We start from the raw sequence: 17,598 nt of genomic DNA on the forward strand, positions 1-17,598 counted from the left end.
TTGATATTCATCCTAAATATCTCCTTTCTCTAAGATAAAGAACAGATGAAAATATTCTAGAATTCCCAATTCATTATTGTCAAGAATATTTTCAAAATGATCTTCCGGTGAATGGTTTCGATTTGCCGGCGGGTTAATCGTTTAACGCATAGTCAAAAGGGCGGCCCGGCGGCCGCCCTTTTTCATCGGGGCAATTCTAAATTACTTCGCGTACCAGGTGGTCACGGCCGGGGTGTCTTTCAGGAAGATACCCAGCGCTTCGAGCTCCTGGCGGATTTCGTCGGCCTTGGCGTAGTCCTTGGCGGCGCGGGCCGCGTTGCGGTCGGCCAGCTTCGCGTCGACGTCGGCCAGGGTCAGGTGATGGCGCGCCAGCGCCTGCTCGGCGCACCGCTTGCGGTATTCGACCGGCGGCGCGATCGGGAAGCCCAGCACCTGCTTGAGGTCGTCAAACAGCTTTTTCGCCACGGTCAGCAGCATGGCGCCGCCCGGCGCGGCCTTCAGCTTGCCCTTCACGGCGATGGTGTTGATCAGCGTCACCAGCTCGAACAGGCTGCCCAGGGCGCGCGGCGTATTGAAGTCGTCGTCCATCGCCTGCTCGAACGATTCGCGAATCTTCGCCAGCACCGGCAATTGCTCGGCCTGCAGGGGAGTCATTTGGTCCGCCGCCGGCTCGACCGGCGCGGCCAGGTTGCTTTCCAGCGCTTCCCACGCGGTGTACACGCGGTCGACCGCCTCGCGCGCTTCCTGCAAGGCGCCGTCGTAGTAGTCGAGCGGATTGCGGTAGTGCACGGTCAGCAGCAGGAAGCGCAAAATCTCCGGCGGCACCGCCTGCAACACGTCGCGGATGGTGAAGAAGTTGCCCAGGCTCTTGGACATCTTCTCGTGATTCACCTGCACGAAACCGTTGTGGATCCAGTATTTGACGAACGGCTTGCCGGTGGCCCCCTCCGACTGGGCGATCTCGTTTTCGTGGTGCGGAAACACCAGATCCTGGCCGCCGCCGTGAATGTCGAAGGTGTCGCCGAGGTGATGGCCGCTCATCGCCGAGCATTCGATGTGCCAGCCGGGCCGGCCTTCGCCCCACGGGCTGGGCCAGGCGGGTTCGCCCGGTTTCGAGGCCTTCCAAAGGGCGAAATCCAGGGGGTCCTTTTTCGACTCGTCGACCTCGACACGCGCGCCGGACTGCATCTCGTCGATGTCGCGGCGCGACAGTCTGCCGTAGTTTTTAAACTTGCGGACGGCGAAATAGACGTTGCCCTTTTTCTCGTAGGCCAGGCCGTTTTTCACCAGCTTGTCGACCAGCGCCACGATCTGGGCGATGTGCTCGGTGGCCCGCGGCTCGACGGTCGGCCGCTGGATGTTCAAGGAGTCCATGTCGACGTAAAATTCGTCGATGTACCGCTGCGCCAGTTCCTTCGTGCCGACGCCGCGCTCGTTGGCCCGGTTGATGATCTTGTCGTCCACGTCGGTGAAGTTGCGGACGTAGGTCACGTCCAGGCCTTTGAAACGTAGGTAGCGAAAGACGACGTCGAACACCACCTGGCTGCGCGCGTGGCCGATGTGGCAGTGGTCGTAGACGGTCACCCCGCACACGTACATGCCCACCTTGCCGGGCGTGAGCGGCACGAACTCTTCCTTCGCCCGACTGAGGGTGTTGTAAACCATCAGCGGCATCGTCGGCTCCTTTCCCGGGCAGAAAGTTGAAAAAGGCCGAAACGGCCTTTTTCAACTTTGCTGTCGGTCGGCTGATCGGGAGCGATCAGCTTTTTCCTTGCAGCAACTGGTCGATGATCTGCTTGAAGGTATCCTTGTCGCGGGCGCCGCGCACCATCCGGCCGTTGATGAACACCGTCGGGGTGCCGCGGACTTCCATCTTGTCGCCCATCGCGTTTTCGGCTTCGATTGCTTTTTTGGCCGCGTCGCTTTCCATGTCTTTCTTCAGCTTGCCGAGGTTCAATCCCAACGCCTTGGCTTTGGGCGTAATGACCTTTTCAAACGCTTCTTCCTGGGGAATCTTGGTCCATTCGGACTGGGTTTTGAACAGTTCCTCGGCGAATTCCCAGAATTTGCCCTGCTGGCCGGCGGCCCAGGCGGCGCGGTGATACCAGGCGGCGCGTTCGCCGTGGATCAGGCGGGTCTGGAACACGACGCGGATTTTGTCGCCGTATTCTTTCATCAGGTCTTCGATCACGGGGTCCAGGCGGCCGCAGAAGGGGCACATCAACTCGGTGAACATCACCAGCGTGACGGGCGCGTCTTTCTTGCCCTTGGTGAAGGCGTTGGGCGTGAATTCGACGTTCTTCACGTCCTTCATGATGTCTTCCAGGGTCGGCTGCTGCGGTTTCTGGGCGGCCTGCATGTTGCCGCTCGAGACGCCGCGGGCCAGCGCCATGATCTTCTGGAACGATTCCTTGGGCAGATCGCCCTTCTTTTCCAGGTTCTTAATGATTTCCTTGGCGATTTCGGGGCTTGAAGCCGCGCCGGCCAGGGCGATCGCCTGTTGCGTCTCGTCCAATTGTTTGAATTCGGCGTTTTCCTTCGCCGCCATGCTCATCTTGCTCGTCGGAATCAGGTTGGTGAACCGGCCCAGCGAGAACCCGAGAAAGAGCACGCTGAACACGAACAATACCACCAGGATTTTCTTAGCCACGTTAGGACCCCCTGTTTTGAAACGAATTTAGAACCTACAAAACATACCGACCGCGCCGCCTTTGTCAAGCTTCACTGGATATAGCCGGAGCCGACCAGCATGTAGTTGAACCGCGCCGCGACCGTCAATTCCTTCTCGGGCCAGTTGGCCGGAATCGGGTTGAAATGCGCCTCCCGAACCGCCTTCACCGCGTATTGATCCAGCAATCGGTAGCCGCTCGTCTCCAGAATCCGGGCTTCGGACACCTCGCCGCTCCGTTGCACGGTGAATTTCAGCAGGCACGAACCCTGTTCGCCCCGCCGCTGCGAATCCTGGGGATAAACCCAGGCCAGGTAGATTTTCTCGCGCATGTGGCTGAAGTACCCCATGTACTTCAGCTCTTTCGTCGAAATCGACAGCACCTTGCCGGGATCGCCGACGTTGGGATTGTACGGATTGATGCCGTCCTCGCCGCCGCCGCCGCCCCGCGGCGCCTGCATTCCCGTCTTGGCGAGCATCTGATCGAGGTTGGTCGGCGGCTTGCCTTTTTCGATCCGTTCGCCCGAGGGATCGAAGGCTTTGTTATCGGGTTTTTCGCCGACTCCTTCGCCGACTTTGGGCATCGGCGGCATGCGGCCGCCGCTCTGACTGGGCCGACCCGCTCCCTGACCGGGACCGCGCGGCCCGACGTCGCGTTCGATTTCGTTGATCGGTTTGTCGGCCAGGTGCGTCGGCCGCTCGGCCTCGTGGTTCTGGAACCCGTAGGCATCGGCCTTGGTCGGGGCTTTTTCGCTCGGCTGTTCTTTTTGAAACAACATCCGGTCGGGCTTCTGTTCCTGCCGCGCCAGTTCCTCGAGCGCCTTCGCGTCGGCCTGGGACAGGTCGAAATCGATCGTCTCGTCTCCCTTGCCGCGGGGCGATAAGTCCACGATTCCCGAGAAGAAAACCGCGATGATGATCAGGTGGACGAGGATCGACAGACCGACGCTGACGCCGATGATCCAGCGGTCCTTGTACTCCCGCATCTGGTCGCGCCAGGAATTTTGCAGAAACCCCTCCTTCGGAAAGTCTAAACTTTCTGATTTCTCTATACGTCATCGTCCGTTCCGGCGCAATAGAACGCACGCGGACATGGAACATTTGATCCCGCGGATCCGGCTTTTGTTCAGAGAAAAATGGAATGGCGAGGAAATTTTGCCGGGGTCTAGTCGCCGGAGGCCGGCGCCACGGGCCGCGCCAGCCAGGCGTTCCAGGTGGCGAGCGCCGACTTCGGCTGCCAGGCGAAATCCAGCATGCCCATCGCGCCCCAACCCAGCCAGGCCGGCAACAGATCCGTTTCCCAGACCGCTTCGTAAAGAATGCACCAGAGGCCGTCGGCGTCGCAGGGACAATGCCCTTGCACGGCCGACGGCAGAAAATCGCGCAGCGACCACCAGCAAACGAGGTCCGAATCGAGTTGCTGCGCCTGGTCGAACAGATACTCGAGGTAGTGAATCTGATCCGCGTCGCCGTAGTCGAACAGGGTCAGGCATTCGCTGTCGTAATCGGGGTACGGAAAAGTGATCAGCTTGTTCGGATAACCCGTTTCGCCGAAAACGATCCGGTCGCCGGTGGCGGCCGTGACGGCGCTGAAAATATCGTCCGGCAATTCGTCGAGGGCGTACTGCATGATGAACGGATAGATGCTGACGCCGAAGCGGTCGCGCCGCAGATCGGCGATCTTGTCCAGGTTCTCGTGCAGGCAGGAGGCGTCGCCCAGCGCGCACGAGCCGCCTTCCTCGTAGCCCCACATCAGTTCCATCACGTAGGTTTGAAAGACGGGCCGGTCCGGCGCGGCGGCTTTTTCCTGGTCGTACACGTCATTGAGCAGCGCCAGCGTCGCCGCGTACTGGTCCGGGCAGTTCCAGTCGTACATGTTCAGTTCGATGGCGATCGCCAGGTAATCGGGCAGGAAAAAATCGGCCATCCAGCGCACGTAAGCCAGGTAGGCCTGGCGGATCGTCGCCGCGTTCGGGCCGGCGGCGAAATCGTAGCAGCCGGGCGTCGGATAATCCTCGATCATCAATTCGCCGTCCTGCTCGTAGGCGATCTTGCTCAATCCGTCGCGCATTCCCGACAGCGGCGTGACGCTTAAAAAGATCCCCACGCCCAAATCGTCGGCCTGTTGGCGATAACCGGCCATTTTCTCGACCCACAGCGGCGGCGGCTCCTCGCCGGCGGCGAATTCCGTCCAGGGGATGCCGAAGAATTCCATTTGCAGCGAAGCGAGGTCGAGCTTGCCCTCGAGGCCCGAGAAATCCAGGTCGTCCTCGATGGAATACGGCGAGAATTTGTATTGATATCCCATCGCCGTCAGGTAAAAGGAACGCGGCGAGGCATCGTCGTCGTTGTCGTTGTTGTCGTTGTTGTCGTCGTCGTCTTGAGCCTGCCCCGGACTCGATTCGGAGTCATCGTCGCCCTGGCAGGCGATCGCCGAAACCATCAGCAGCGCCAGAATGAAGAGAATTGCCTGTCGCATCGATTTCCGCCTTGCTCACGCCAGATCGCGATAATTGCCCAATCGCAACCCGGAGGCCCAGACCAACTCCACTACCGCCGGGTCGCACAATGCCGCCAGCTCCGTCTCCCAATGATAATTCCAAACGAGGTTTTGGCGCATCGCCGGATCGAAATCCGCCGGATGCGTCATCAACTCATGGGAACCGGCGGTGATGTTCCTCAGAATAGCCAGCAGGTTTTCGCGGTGCAAATCGCCCGAGCAGGCCAGGCCCCAGAACCGATCCGGCCGCGATAAACCGGCGAACGCCGGACGCGCCAGCCGCGCCATCGCCGCGATGCCCGCCGCCTTGAGCCATTCGCCCGGCGAGCGGCTCGGACCGCCCAGGCCGGGCAGGCGAACCTTGCCGATGCCGTACCGCCGGGCCAACTCGGCGAGAATACCGCGCAGCGCCGGCAGAACGTGCAAATGCTGGTGGCCGTCGAGGTGCGTGACGGTCAACCCGGCGGCCAGCGCTCGCTCGATCTGCGCGCTCCATTCCGCGACGATCTCCGCCCGCGGAATCCGCCCGGCGGCCAGCCGGGCGATCAGTTTTCCCGGCCCGTCTGCGAAGGAATCGCCGCCGGCGCAAAGCCCCGGCAAACGTTCCGGCGGCAGGACGGGCCGGACCTGCGTCAACGCCAGGTGCACGCCGACGCCCAGCGCCGCGCGGGATTTCGCGATCGCCACCGCCTCCGCGAACACCGCGCCGCCGGCGAGCAGCGAGGCCGAGCGCACAATGCCGCGATCGAAGGCCTGCGTCACGCCCCGGTTCGTCCCGGCGGCCAGGCCGAAATCGTCGGCGTTGACGATCAACAACGGCTGTTCAGCCAAGCGCGGCCCTCCCTTCGGTCAGCGGACTAGTTCGACGCGGCCGATTTTGCCGCCAGAAAACCGCCATTTCGCGCAAAACGCGCCGGATGATCGCCAGCGAGGCCAGCGTGGAACGGCCGCCGCGCCGCGAGTGATATTGGACCGGAATCTCGCGGATGCGACAACCCATCCGCTGCAAGCGGTAGAGAATCTCCGCGTCGATGAACGATCCGGTCGATTGCAGTTCGAGTTTCCGCAAGTCCCGCCGGCGAAACAGTTTGAAGCTGAAATTGACATCGCGAAACTTCATCTTCAACAGCAGCCGCAAGATCAAGCGGTATCCCCAGGTAAAAAGTTTGCGCCGCAACGCTTCCCGATCGCGGTTCAGGCGGTAGCCGATGACCACGTCGCAGCGATCGGTCAGCGCCAACGCGCGATCGATGTCCTCGTAATCGATCGGGCAATCGCCGTCGGTATAAAAAACATATTCCTTCGTCGCCGCCGCGAGCCCGGCCTTGAGCGCGCCGGCGTAGCGCGTGTTGCGCGGCATCGTCACGATCTTCACCCGCCGGTCGTACGCTTGCCAGGAACGCGCCTTGACGGGCGTCTGGTCGGTGCTGGCGTCGTCCACCGCGATAATTTCAAAATCGGCAAACCGCGCCCGCAGGTATGCCAGCGCGGCGTTGAGGGAGGCGTCGATGTTGTCCTCCTCGTTGTAAAAGGGAATCACCACGGACAAACAAGACTTCAATGGTTTGGCAATCAGTTGCATGATTTCACTCCAATCATTTCATTCCATCCAGGCGTTGAAACAAAAATGGCGCCAACTTTGATCCGGCGCCTCGGCCAGAAACGAAATTTCCGCCTCCTTTCCCCGCCACCGCGGCGGAATCGATACCTCGAAATCACGCCATCCGCCCCGATTGGCGGCCGTGACGCGGTAAATCTCCTCGCCGCCGACGCGGATCGAGAAATCGACCGAACCCTTTTTCATCTTCACGGCCAGGTCGGTGAAGCCGAAGTAGCCGCGCAGCCGCGCGCGCACCGGCAACGGGCCGTACACCAGGTGGCGTTTTGCGCCGGTCAGCGGGTGCAGCCAGATCGCCGGACGCAAATCCCGGCCGCTCTTTTGCCGGGTCAATGCCGCCGCGTCCCACAGGTCGGCACTGCAATAAAGGCGGCGGTACAGCACCCCCTCGGCGAAAAAGCCCTTTTCCTCGTTGCGCAGCCAGCGAAACGACTCGTCCGGTCCGGCGCACGCGGCGCGGTTGCCATCCGGCGTCTCGACGAAAACGCGCGCCTCGTCGAATCGTTCGCGAAAAGCGTACGGTTCCGCCTCCCGAACCTTCAGCGTTTGCGGACTCCGCGCGATCACCGCCGCTACCGCCACCGGGAATTTCGCCTTGCCGAACGGACCGACCCGAATCGTCACCGGACGCCGCTCGCCCGCGAAGGCGCTCGTGTCCACCTCGGTCCGACGCCAACCGGGGGCGTATTTGAGCGGCGCGGCAAACAAAACCTCATCCCCGACGAGAAATTCCACTTGCGGGATGTCATGCGGCTGAAAAAGCGCCTGGAAGGCCGAATCGACGATGCCGAAAGCCAACCGGACGCTCTCGCCGAGCAAGAGATCGTCGAAAGTCGCCGCGACGCCGCCGGCCCGGCCTGGTTCGAAAACCAGCGCCCGGCGATATTCGCCCAGGCTACGAACGTTGCCGGCGCCGACCGAAGCGCCCTGCGACGAACGGTATCCTTCATGGATCGAGGTGCTGGCCTGAAGCACGCCGATCCAATTGGTGGCATTGACCGGTTTGGAATCGGACTTGCTCGAGGAGACCCGGGCCTCGATCAGGCGATCGACGAGATTTTCCTCGGCGGGTTGCGACGGTTGAAAGTTCAGACCTTCGCCTTCCGCCGGCCGCGCGAAGGCCGGCCGTCCCAGGTCGTCGAACGTCACCGGAACCACGTCGCAGCGCGGCGGCTCGCCGGCGGGAAAACGCAGCCGCACGACGAATCCGCGGCTGCTCGCCCAACCGTTGCCGACCGGCGGCGTCAGAAAAACGCCCGGCGAATGAAGAATCAGGCCGTTTCGGTAGGTTTCGATCTCCCGCGCCACGCGGCCGCCCGCGCCGACGACGACATCCGCCCCCAGGTCGATCGCCCGCCGGGCCAGCATCTGATCCTCGCGCCCGACACACCGGTCGTGATTGATTTTCTGCGGCAGCAAAACCAGCAAACGGTCGCCGTCGCCGGCCTGTTGCCGGGCCTCGCGCACCGCTTGTTCCAGGTCGGCGAGCCCCGCTTCTTTTTTGCGGCGATGGTGCGGCTTCTCCAGCGAAACGGCCTGCCCGAGGTTGAGCACCACCAGCCGGCGATCGCGTAGCGGCAAAATACCCGGCTTGGCCTTGGCCAGTTCGGCGGCGGCCGGAAACGCCTGCAAACCGGCGGCGTCGAACGGCACCCGCGGATCGCCTTCGGGATTGCGGATCGGCAACAACGCCACCGCGTCGATCCCCGCTTGTTTGAGTCGCCCGAGCACCGCGACGTTCGTTTCCCGCGCCGGGAGAGCGGGATGTCCGAACAACCGCCGCACCCAGTTGTCGCGCCCCGGAGCGAGGCTTTCGTAAAGCGCCAGGGTCAGGTCGGCCTGCCGCAGCAATCCCTGGAGGCGCGCGAACGGATCCTGCCAGGTGCGATCGTCCTGCCACGGATAACCGCCCGAACCGATCACCCCGGTCAGCAACAGCGAGGGATCGTCCGTCGGCGGCAAGTCGAATGAACGCGGCAAGTCGCTTTGCAGGACCCGGACTTCGACCTTTTCCCGCACCTTGGTCGTGAAAAATTCCTGTGGGTGGACGTGGCTTTTCAGGTGGGCGTTGATCGCGCCGAAATAGCGACCCGGCCCGGCTACCAGGAAGGTCCGTTGGCCGCGCGCCAGAACCCGATCCAGTTCGTCCGGCGACGAAATATCCACCGCGTCCGGGTCGCCGCCGTATCCGGCGAAGGTCCATTTGAAAAAATCGGGAAAAACCGCCGTCGGCTCGCCGGGCGCACGGCGATCGCGGATGTACTCGCCGGCCGCGCGCCAATCGGTGGACGGCGTGAAGTGCCGCTCCGCCGCCGCCAGGGTCGGCAGCGCGACCAGCAACGCGAGCGGCGCCCAGCCCCAAATCGCCCGCAGCCGCGCGGCCGGCATGGCGAGGCAGGCGGCGATGATCGGCAACAAAAAGCAGACGTATCGCGTATCGACCGGATGGGAGAAACTGAGCCCCCACAAACCCCCGATGACCGGGAGAATCAGGCAGCCGCCGACCAGCAAGCCGCGTTTTTTCCAGACGATCAGCCCCGCCAGCACCAGCGCCCCGAAAAGCCCGAACAGCCACGGCGAACTCATCTCGTTGGCGAAAAACAATTCCCGCGACAGGCTTCTGAAAAACAGGTCGGGCCGCGGCGACAGGCCGGGAAACGCCTGATGACGATTCGCGGTGAAACCCAGCACCCGGCTCAGCCGCCAAAGCTGCGGCAGAATGGCGACCAGACCCGCCGCGCCCGCCACCGCCAGCCGCGCCCAGCCCCGCCAATCGCGCCACTGCCGCGCTTGCACGACGACCAGCAACCCGGCCAGGGCGCCGGCGAACAACAGAAAAAACAGGTGCGTGTAAACGCCGGCCACCGCGCCCAGGACGATACCGGCCAGGTAGCGCCGCCGCGGAGTCACCGTCAGGTAAAGCTGGGCTTGGTACAGGCACCAGGCCGCCAAACCAATCACCAGGCCGTACATCCGCGCCTGGCGGGCCAGCTCGAGCGTCAGGGGATTGATCGTCAGAAACAACGCCGCCAGCAATCCCGCGGTCCGGCCGGCTTCGCGCCGCACCATCAGATAAAGCAGCAGCGCCGCCAGGGCGACGAACGTCGCCGCGGGCAGCCGCCAGACGAACACCGAGGTTTCATCCAGGCGATGGGCGGCATTGAGCAGGATGTAGCCGAGCGGCGATTGGTCGGCCGGCAGGTTGAACTTGCCGTTCGTATACAAATTGCGGGCAAGACCCAGATCCTGCGCTTCCATGCCGTAGATTTCATGGCTGGTCAGGCCGGCGCAAATGGCGATTTCCGCCGCCAGCAACACCAAAAGCGCGATCCGTTTTTCCCAACGAGCCCGTTCATCCATGTGCCGCTACTCCCATTGGTTCGGCCTGGACGTACCGCTTGCTTCCGAAGTTCGCTGGAATGCTGAATGGCTTTAGTTGGAAGGAGGAACCTTTTACACTCGCCGCGCGATGCGCGCCTCTCCACTGATTTTCAGAATAACAAAGTTTGAAAGGCCTGTAAAGGATTTATTCTTTAAAAAATCAGCAACCGCAGCCGCCGGCGTCGTCGTTGTCGCCGTCGTCGCTCGGTCCGCCGCCCGCATCGTCGTCGTTGTCGTCGTCGTTGTCATCGTTATCGTCGTTATCGTCATTGTCATCGTTGTCATCGTTGTCGTCATCGGCGGTTTCCTCGATGAGCACACAGATCTCGTTGCTGGCGAGGGCGCCGGTCTTGGCGGTCACGCACAGTTCGCCGGGGGCCAGCGCGCGCAATTCGCCGTAGTCGATTGCGGCCAGCGCCGGATCGCTCAACTCGTACTCCACCCAGCCGGTGACTTCCTCGGCGTTCCCGCTGGGATAAATTCCGTCCGTGGTCAATTGCAGGGTATCGCCCACGGCCAGCACCGCCGCCGGGGACGTCAGCTCCAACTCGGCGAGGCGGCCGAGCAGGGGATTTTTCCAGGCCTGGAACCAATAGCGATATTGGGTGAACGGGCGGTCCGGCGCGGCGTTTTCCAAAACGATCTCCAGCCGGCGCTCGCCGTGGGTCAGCGCGGGCGGCAGGTCGAACACCGCGTCGCGCCACCGCTTGAAGGTGTTGCGTTCGCTGGTGCGCCAGAGGCCGGCGTCCCGGCCGTTCACCCAGACGCGCACCACTTCGCGGCCCCGGCTTTGATCGAGACGGCGCACCAGGCGCACGCCGTCATTGAACGGATTGACCGCGAACGAAAGGCTCGCTTCGCCCGCGGTGCGGTAGCCGCCGTCGAAAATCCCCACCAAATCGGAGTCGCCCTCGTAAAAATAAAAATCCGGGCCGACCGCCTCGTCGCCGACACCGGAATATTGGAAGCGCGCTTCGTCGCCGGCGTCGCCGACATCGAATTCGTCGATCGGCACCAACGCCGGTTCGTCGTCGCGGTACACGAACGCCACGGTGCGGTATTCCTCGTCGGTGGCGGTATCGAGCGCGTCGTGCTCGATAGAGAAGCGGACGCCGTCGTAAAAATCCAGGCTGTCGCCGAGGTGCAGGCGGTACATGGCCGCCGTGGTCCAGACCCCGTCGTTGCGCAGCAGCGGGTGGCCATGCGTCGGCAGCAAAAACGTGCCTTGATTGAAATACCAGCCGCCGTTGTAGTAATCCTCGGTGCCGGTTCCCTGGATCGTCGGCGTGCGCAAGCCGTCCGGGTAGAAGCGCTCGTCGCCTTCCAGAAATCCCAGGCCGCTCAGTCCGGCCGAGACTTGCAACACCCCGACGATCCGCCCCTGCCCGCTCGTTTCGACGAACACGTGATCGCGGCCGTAAACCGTCGGTACCGAATCGGAAGCGACGGCGGCGAAGCGGCCGGCGTGGTCGTCGGGCGGCGTTGCGGTATGGCCGACCACCGAGTGAAACGCATAAGCGATCGCGCCGTCGTTGGCCAGACGGATCGACGCGGCGGAAAAATACGGCATGGGAAAGAAGCAATACAGCGTGTCGTCCAGCCGGCCGATGAGCAGGGAACCGCTCGGCGCGTCGACGGCCGTGCCGAAGAACCGCCCCAGCGGCAGGTCGACGGCGGGCGCGGCGGCGGCGTCGAAACGGATCACCAGGCGCACGTCGGCCAGCGCGTCCGCGGTCAGCGCCGCCGGGGTCAATTCGAGGCTGGCCACCTGGCCGGACCCGGCATCGACAAAGATTTCGTTTTCATCGCCGGGTTGTATCTCGAGATCGGCGGTGTCGTACGACACGCCGTCGGTGTCCTTGGGATCGCGGCCGGCATTGGCGGGATCGTAAATCGAGCGGGCCGCGGCGTCGTCCTCCGACCCGGTGAACGCGGCCACCGCGACGTCGGCGCGGTAGGAGTGCGCGGTAAAGTTGTAGAAAAACGGATAGCCGGTCGTGGCGATCACCAACCGTTTCCGGTAGCAAATCGGTACGTACGAAACGAAGCCGCCGCTGGACGCCACGTCATCCCAGACCAGCGGCGGGGTGAACGGCGCGGCCGTCCCGGCGAAAAAATCATCCAGATCGGCGTCGACGGCCGGCATCGCCGCCTCGTCCACGAAAATCTGCAGCCGCGCGGCGGGGTTCAGCAGCGTGAACCACATCCGGTACACGCAGCCCGGCCCCTCGGCGTCGTACAGCACGTGCTTGCCGTCCTCGTAATAGAGCCGCGAGAAAAGGCCGGCGAAACCGTCCTCGTTCAGGCCGGTGCGATCGTGGCTGGATTCGCCGAAGACCTGCGTGCCCGGCGCCGTCACCGGCAGGTTCCACAAATCCGTCATCCGCGCCAAACCGGTCGCCTGCGGCCAGGCCGCCGCCGGAACCGCCAGCGTCAGGCAAAGCGCCAACCAAACCAGCCGCTGCATGAGTCTCCCCTCCTCATTCGGCGTTCTCGGGCTGTCGGATCGATCGTCGTCGCCGCTTCGGTTCGGCAATCGGCTTTTTATTTATTTTTACCCTTATCCCGGCTCTCGCCGCCGAACCGGTACGAGGTCGCCAGGATCACGTTGATCGTCTGCACGTCCAGATCGACGGTCGCGCCTTCCGTCGCGATGGCGCCGTTTTTCTCGATGATCCGGGCGATCGAGGTGTCGCCCCGGCCCCAGGCGTAATTCAACCCGAGGCTGAAGCTCGTCTGTTTTTCCTCGTAACCGCCGGTCAGGGTCAGGCCGTAGGTGTCGATGCCCTCGTCGCGGTAGGGCGAAAAATTGGTGTAGAACCCGGCGCGCAGGGGAAAGCGCTTCGCCGCCACGTATTCGAGGCCGATGTTGCCGTTGACGACCTGCCGCAGTTCGACGTCCTCGGCCACCTCGTCCTTATCGGCATCGCGGAATTTCGCCGCGCCGTGATACTTCACGTCGGCGGACGCGGCCCAGGAAAGCGGCGATACGTAGGCGACGCCGAGGCCGACCATGAACGGATCGACTCGCCGCGGCTGAAAATCGATCTGCTTCGTATCCTGATCGACCTCGTTCTGGTAAGTCACCAGGTAGGAGGTGGCGTGACTTCCGGAACCCCAGGCTTGCAGGGACGGCGAACGCGCCACGAGGCCGAGGTGCCACTCGTTCCACGAGAGCCGCACGCCGGCCTGAGCCAGGACGCCGAAGGTCTTGCGGTCATCCGAGAAATTTTCACTCAGCCGCAAATCGTCCCGCAAGGATTCGAAATCCTCGTCATTCAAGCGTCCGGAAAGTTGCGCCTCGAAGGCGGATTGCCCGAACAACCCGTAAAGCGTCGCCCCGGCGCTGAGGTGCCGGTTGATCCGGCGGGCATAGGACGGCCCAAACCAGTAGGTCTGTTGCGAGGACCGCGAGGAGAACAACAGCCGGTCCTCGCCGGTCTTGGTCTGGTTGCGATAGGAAAACACGTCGGGCGAGACGATCGAGAATGCGACGGTATTGGCGTCGCCGGCGCCGAAATGGTAGACGGTGCCGAACAACGAGGGAATGGCGTAGAAGGTGGTGATGTTCATGTCGCCGACGGATTCGCCGAAACCGAGCGCGTTGTCCATGGCGACCTTGGTGTAACCGTAAACCGTGGCGCTCAGGCTGAAGCTGTCGGCCGCGGCCTCGGCCAGGCCCGCCGGGTTGTAATAGGCGCCGGAGGCGTCGTCGGCGATCGCCACGAACGCGCCGCCCAGGCCCGCCGCGCGCTCGCCGATCGGGTAGTACTGGTAATTCTGCGCGGCGGCCGGCAATGGCAGCGCCAGACAAAGCAGAAGCAGCAGGGTGCCGCCCACCAGCCGGCGGAAAATTGCGAAAGCGACGGCTCGACCCTCGGCATTAACCAAAGTCCACCTCCCGACACGAACGGTAATGAAAATCGATTAGGGAATTTTAGCAGAGTCCCGGCCCGACTTCAGCAAAAAGCGCCCGCCGGCGAAAATTGCCGTCGGAACAATCCCTTGGCCGTTTTCGATCCCCGGTTTTTCGCGGATTTTTTCACTTGCCCGGAACTCGCCGAGCGGTTTAACCGTCGGTTTCCACTGGCGATTATCTCACTTTGTATCCTTTTGAAAAAACGAAAAACGGCATTTATCTTTTTGCGGTGTCTGATATAGAATAGCCTGCTGAATTGCATCATGCAGGCAGAGAGAAGTAAACGGGGGCATTGGCATGGCGAAGCGGATCCTGGTTGTCGACGATGACCGCAACATCGGGCAGATTTTACACGCCTCATTCACCTCGAAGGGTTATGAAACCATCGTTTCCCGAAACGGCGAGGATGCCATCGCCAAATTCGGCGAAACTCCCCCGGATCTCGTGTTGCTCGACGTCCTGCTGCCGAAAATGAACGGCTGGGAAGTCTGCCGCAAGCTCAAGTCGACCGATCACGGCGCGAAAATCCCCGTCATCCTGATGAGCGCGGTCTATAAAAACTACAAAATGCAGCAGGACGCCATCAATAAGTACGGCGCCGACGACTTCGTCGAAAAACCGTTCCAGCTTTCGAAACTGCTCGACAAAATCGAGGAAATGATCGGCGCGCCGGACGGCCCGGGCGTTCCCCTCACGCCGGCCGCGACCACCGTGAAAACCGACGACGGCGAGGACGCCGGCCTCCCGGCCGCCGCACCCGCCCCGAGCGTTTCGCCCGACACCGTGATCAGCCTCGAGGGTGCGCTGGACACGATCGGCTTCGCCGAACTGCTGCACGACGTCTACGTCATGGGCAAAAGCGGCTACCTGCTCGTGCGGCACGGCGACGTCGAAAAGGAAGTGGCGATCAAGGACGGCTACCCGGTCAGCGTGCGGACCACGCTGGAGGAAGAGTACTTCGGCAACTTCCTGGTGCGCAAACGCAAGATCACCGCGGAACAGCGCGATCAATCCGTCGCGCGCATGACGGAAACCAAGCGCCTGCAGGGGACGATTCTCATCGAGATGGGCGTGCTGACGCCGCACGAGGTGGTCAAATACCTGAAATTGCAGATGCGCGAAAAGCTGTTCGAAATTTTCGGCTGGCGCGACGGCATCTACAAGTTCACCGAGGACGCCACGGTGCAGGGCGACATCACCACGCTCGACATGAGCACCGCCAACGTCATCAACGAGGGCGTCCGGCTGCACTACGACCTGGATCGCCTGCTGCCGATCATCGACCAGTGGCGGCCGAAATACATCCGCCCGGGATCGAACCAGCACTATCGGTTCCAGGACATCGAACTGACCTCCCGCGAACAAGCCGTCTACGAGCAGATCGACGGCACCCAAAGCGTCGCGGAAGTGCTGGCCGGCCTCGATCTGGACACCGAACGCGGCTATCAAATCCTTTATACCCTGATCATCTGCGAAATGGTCGAGCTGAACGACGAACCGCTCGCGGAACCCGAATCGATCGTCCCCCAACAAAGCGACATCGACGCCGAATTCGAAGCCACCGAGGAAATGAAGGCGGTGGAAGAAGCGCTGAGCGCCGCGCCGGAAAAGCCGGCGGCCGCTCCCATCTCGGCGGCTCCGGTTGCGCCGGCCGCGCCGGCCGCGCCGGAAAAGCCGGCGCCGCGCGTGGAAAAGGAAAAAGCCGAACCGCAGCCCGCGAAAGCCGAAGCGAACGAGGCGGACGCCGAGGAAGCCGAGATGCGCACCCGCGTGTTGCGTGTTTTCAACCGCGTCTCGCAGGGCAACGATTTTCAGGTGTTGGGCGTCGGCCCGAATCCGACCGAGCACGAGATTCGCGTCGCTTACCACAAAATGGCCAAGGAATTTCACCCCGACCGCTTTTTCGGCCGCGCCAGCGAGGAAGTGCGATCGCAGGTCGAGGAGATCTTCCGTCGCGCCACCGAATCCTACGAAAACGTCAACACGCAGGAAAAAATCGGCGAATACATTAAAAAAATCGAAAGCCAGGACGAAGCGCCCAAGACCGACGCGCGTATCGAGGGCGTCAAGCGCATCATCATGGCCGAGCAATATTTCCAGAACGGCAAGCAGTATCTGCGCGAAAAGCGCTTCGCCCGCGCGGCGGCCGAATTCAAAAAGGCGATGGAAATCAGCACCAACGAGGCCGAGTACGTCGCCTATTACGGCTGGTCGCTCTACAACATCCCGCGGGAAAAGGACATCACCGACGAGGACAAGAAGCTGTTCGCCGACCAGTCGGAAGGCGATCTGCAGTTCAACGGCCGCGAATCGCTGAACCGCGCCATCACCCTCAATCCGCGGTCCGAACGGGCCTATCTGTTCCTCGGCGCGATTTACAAGCAGGAAGGCCTCAAGGAATTCGCCGAGAAGCAATACGAAAAAGCGCTGATCTGCAACCCGAACTGCATCGAAGCGCTGCGCGAATTGCGGCTGATCAAGCTTCAAGAGCAGAAACTGACGCAGAAGAAAACCCTGATGGATAAACTCAATACGTTCTTCAAACGCAAGTAACGCCAACGAAAAGCGGACCGGAACGATGAAAGAATTGCTGACTGTCGCGCTCGCCAAGGCCGTGGTCTACAACCTGTACGTCCTCTGGGGCTGGCTGGCCCTGCTGACCCTGCTGTTTTGCTGGACGATCTGGCGCCAGCGCAAGGTCAAGAAGCTGACCAAGCTGGTCACCGCCAACTTCGAGAACCTGCGCGCCAAGCTCGACGACGTGACGACGCAAAACAAGCGACTGGCGCTCGAATCGACCGCCAACCTGGCCAAGCTGCTCAAGGAAATGCAGGGCGAGCAGAACCGCGTGCTGACCGAAGTCCGCGGCGTTTCCAACACCCTGGATCAAACCGGCACCGGCATCCGCGAGCAAATCCAGGGTCTGGCGCAGGAACTCGGGGCGCTGGCGCACGCCGCCGGCGGCGGCGGCGCATCGGCCGAATCGTTGTCGGAACTCAGCACGCGTTTGGAAGACCTGGCCGACGAGATGGCCTGGTCGCATCACTACTACGACCAACTGCGCACCCTCGAGGTTTCCGTCGAACACCTCGTCGGTCCCGAAAAGATGCGCCAGCTCATCGCCAAAGAAAAGGGCGCCGGAGCCGGCGCCCGCGAAGAGTTCGTTCGCAAAAGCAATCTGTAGCCGGTTATTTCGCGCCGGTGACGCGCTCCCGGATCTTCGACACGATATTGGGCAGGTCCTTCTTCGTCAGGTAATCCTCGATCGACTTGGGCACCGCCAGTCCCGTATCCACCGACAGGGAATAATAAACGATCGTGCCGTTTTTATAGGGTTTGAACACCCAGACGCCGTCGGTGGCGGCGATCTCGTTTTTCTTGGATTTGTCGAGGGTCCAGGTGATATAGCCGGCGTCGCGATTGACCGTGTGCATCAGATAGTAGGTCACCTTGACCAGCACGACCTTGATGGTGAACTTGACGTTCACTTCGGTCGCGGTGCGAGTGTAGAC

Annotated in this window: 12 protein-coding genes; 2 read left to right on the forward strand and 10 right to left on the reverse strand. The window is 62.3% G+C overall.

Annotated elements, in window-relative coordinates:
- Nucleotides 1-201 precede the first annotated feature (201 nt).
- From GX444_09680 to GX444_09720, 9 genes are all read right to left on the reverse strand, one after another.
- On the reverse strand, nt 202-1,674 hold the full coding sequence (locus tag GX444_09680) for a cysteine--tRNA ligase (protein NLH48858.1): 1,473 nt from the start codon (nt 1,672-1,674) through the stop codon (nt 202-204).
- A gap of 85 nt (nt 1,675-1,759) precedes the next feature.
- Entirely contained in the window at nt 1,760-2,650 is an 891-nt protein-coding gene (locus tag GX444_09685; protein ID NLH48859.1) for a thioredoxin domain-containing protein, read from the reverse strand.
- A 71-nt stretch (nt 2,651-2,721) separates the two neighbouring features.
- Entirely contained in the window at nt 2,722-3,654 is a 933-nt protein-coding gene (locus GX444_09690; protein NLH48860.1) for an energy transducer TonB, read from the reverse strand.
- Between the two features lie 179 nt (nt 3,655-3,833).
- Nucleotides 3,834-5,147: a hypothetical protein gene (locus tag GX444_09695; protein NLH48861.1), complete on the reverse strand. Its 1,314-nt coding sequence runs from the start codon at nt 5,145-5,147 to the stop codon at nt 3,834-3,836.
- A 15-nt stretch (nt 5,148-5,162) separates the two neighbouring features.
- On the reverse strand, nt 5,163-5,999 hold the full coding sequence (locus GX444_09700; protein NLH48862.1) for a ChbG/HpnK family deacetylase: 837 nt from the start codon (nt 5,997-5,999) through the stop codon (nt 5,163-5,165).
- Nucleotides 5,992-6,750, reverse strand: coding sequence for a glycosyltransferase (locus GX444_09705; GenBank protein NLH48863.1), 759 nt, complete (start codon nt 6,748-6,750; stop codon nt 5,992-5,994). Before GX444_09705 ends, GX444_09700 begins: the two co-directional genes overlap by 8 nt.
- 18 nt (nt 6,751-6,768) lie before the next feature.
- Nucleotides 6,769-10,146, reverse strand: a complete 3,378-nt coding sequence (locus GX444_09710) for a hypothetical protein (GenBank protein ID NLH48864.1) — start codon at nt 10,144-10,146, stop codon at nt 6,769-6,771.
- A 181-nt stretch (nt 10,147-10,327) separates the two neighbouring features.
- Nucleotides 10,328-12,634, reverse strand: a complete 2,307-nt coding sequence (locus GX444_09715) for a DUF2961 domain-containing protein (protein ID NLH48865.1) — start codon at nt 12,632-12,634, stop codon at nt 10,328-10,330.
- A 77-nt stretch (nt 12,635-12,711) separates the two neighbouring features.
- A complete protein-coding gene (locus GX444_09720; protein ID NLH48866.1) occupies nt 12,712-14,058 on the reverse strand; it encodes a hypothetical protein in 1,347 nt (448 codons plus the stop codon).
- 325 nt (nt 14,059-14,383) lie between these two features.
- On the opposite strand from GX444_09720, the gene GX444_09725 reads away from it, so the two are divergent.
- Nucleotides 14,384-16,639 (forward strand): response regulator, encoded by a 2,256-nt coding sequence (locus tag GX444_09725; GenBank protein ID NLH48867.1) that lies wholly within the window; start codon nt 14,384-14,386, stop codon nt 16,637-16,639.
- 25 nt (nt 16,640-16,664) lie between these two features.
- On the forward strand, nt 16,665-17,270 hold the full coding sequence (locus GX444_09730; GenBank protein ID NLH48868.1) for a hypothetical protein: 606 nt from the start codon (nt 16,665-16,667) through the stop codon (nt 17,268-17,270).
- 4 nt (nt 17,271-17,274) lie between these two features.
- Here GX444_09730 and GX444_09735 read toward each other — a convergent pair.
- A partial coding sequence (locus GX444_09735; GenBank protein ID NLH48869.1) for a hypothetical protein occupies nt 17,275-17,598 on the reverse strand: 324 nt, incomplete at its 5' end.

It is taken from the genome of Myxococcales bacterium, from assembly GCA_012517325.1.
In the GTDB taxonomy this organism is placed as follows: domain Bacteria; phylum Lernaellota; class Lernaellaia; order Lernaellales; family Lernaellaceae; genus JAAYVF01.

What these genes read in the sequence shown, in the direction of transcription:
- GX444_09690 (NLH48860.1), bottom strand. Translation starts at nt 3,654, where the DNA reads ATGCGGGAGTACAAGGACCGCTGGATCATCGGCGTCAGCGTCGGTCTG.
- GX444_09730 (NLH48868.1), top strand. Translation starts at nt 16,665, where the DNA reads ATGAAAGAATTGCTGACTGTCGCGCTCGCCAAGGCCGTGGTCTACAAC.
- GX444_09725 (NLH48867.1), top strand. Translation starts at nt 14,384, where the DNA reads ATGGCGAAGCGGATCCTGGTTGTCGACGATGACCGCAACATCGGGCAG.
- GX444_09680 (NLH48858.1), bottom strand. Translation starts at nt 1,674, where the DNA reads ATGCCGCTGATGGTTTACAACACCCTCAGTCGGGCGAAGGAAGAGTTC.
- GX444_09710 (NLH48864.1), bottom strand. Translation starts at nt 10,146, where the DNA reads ATGGATGAACGGGCTCGTTGGGAAAAACGGATCGCGCTTTTGGTGTTG.
- GX444_09695 (NLH48861.1), bottom strand. Translation starts at nt 5,147, where the DNA reads ATGCGACAGGCAATTCTCTTCATTCTGGCGCTGCTGATGGTTTCGGCG.
- GX444_09715 (NLH48865.1), bottom strand. Translation starts at nt 12,634, where the DNA reads ATGCAGCGGCTGGTTTGGTTGGCGCTTTGCCTGACGCTGGCGGTTCCG.
- GX444_09705 (NLH48863.1), bottom strand. Translation starts at nt 6,750, where the DNA reads ATGCAACTGATTGCCAAACCATTGAAGTCTTGTTTGTCCGTGGTGATT.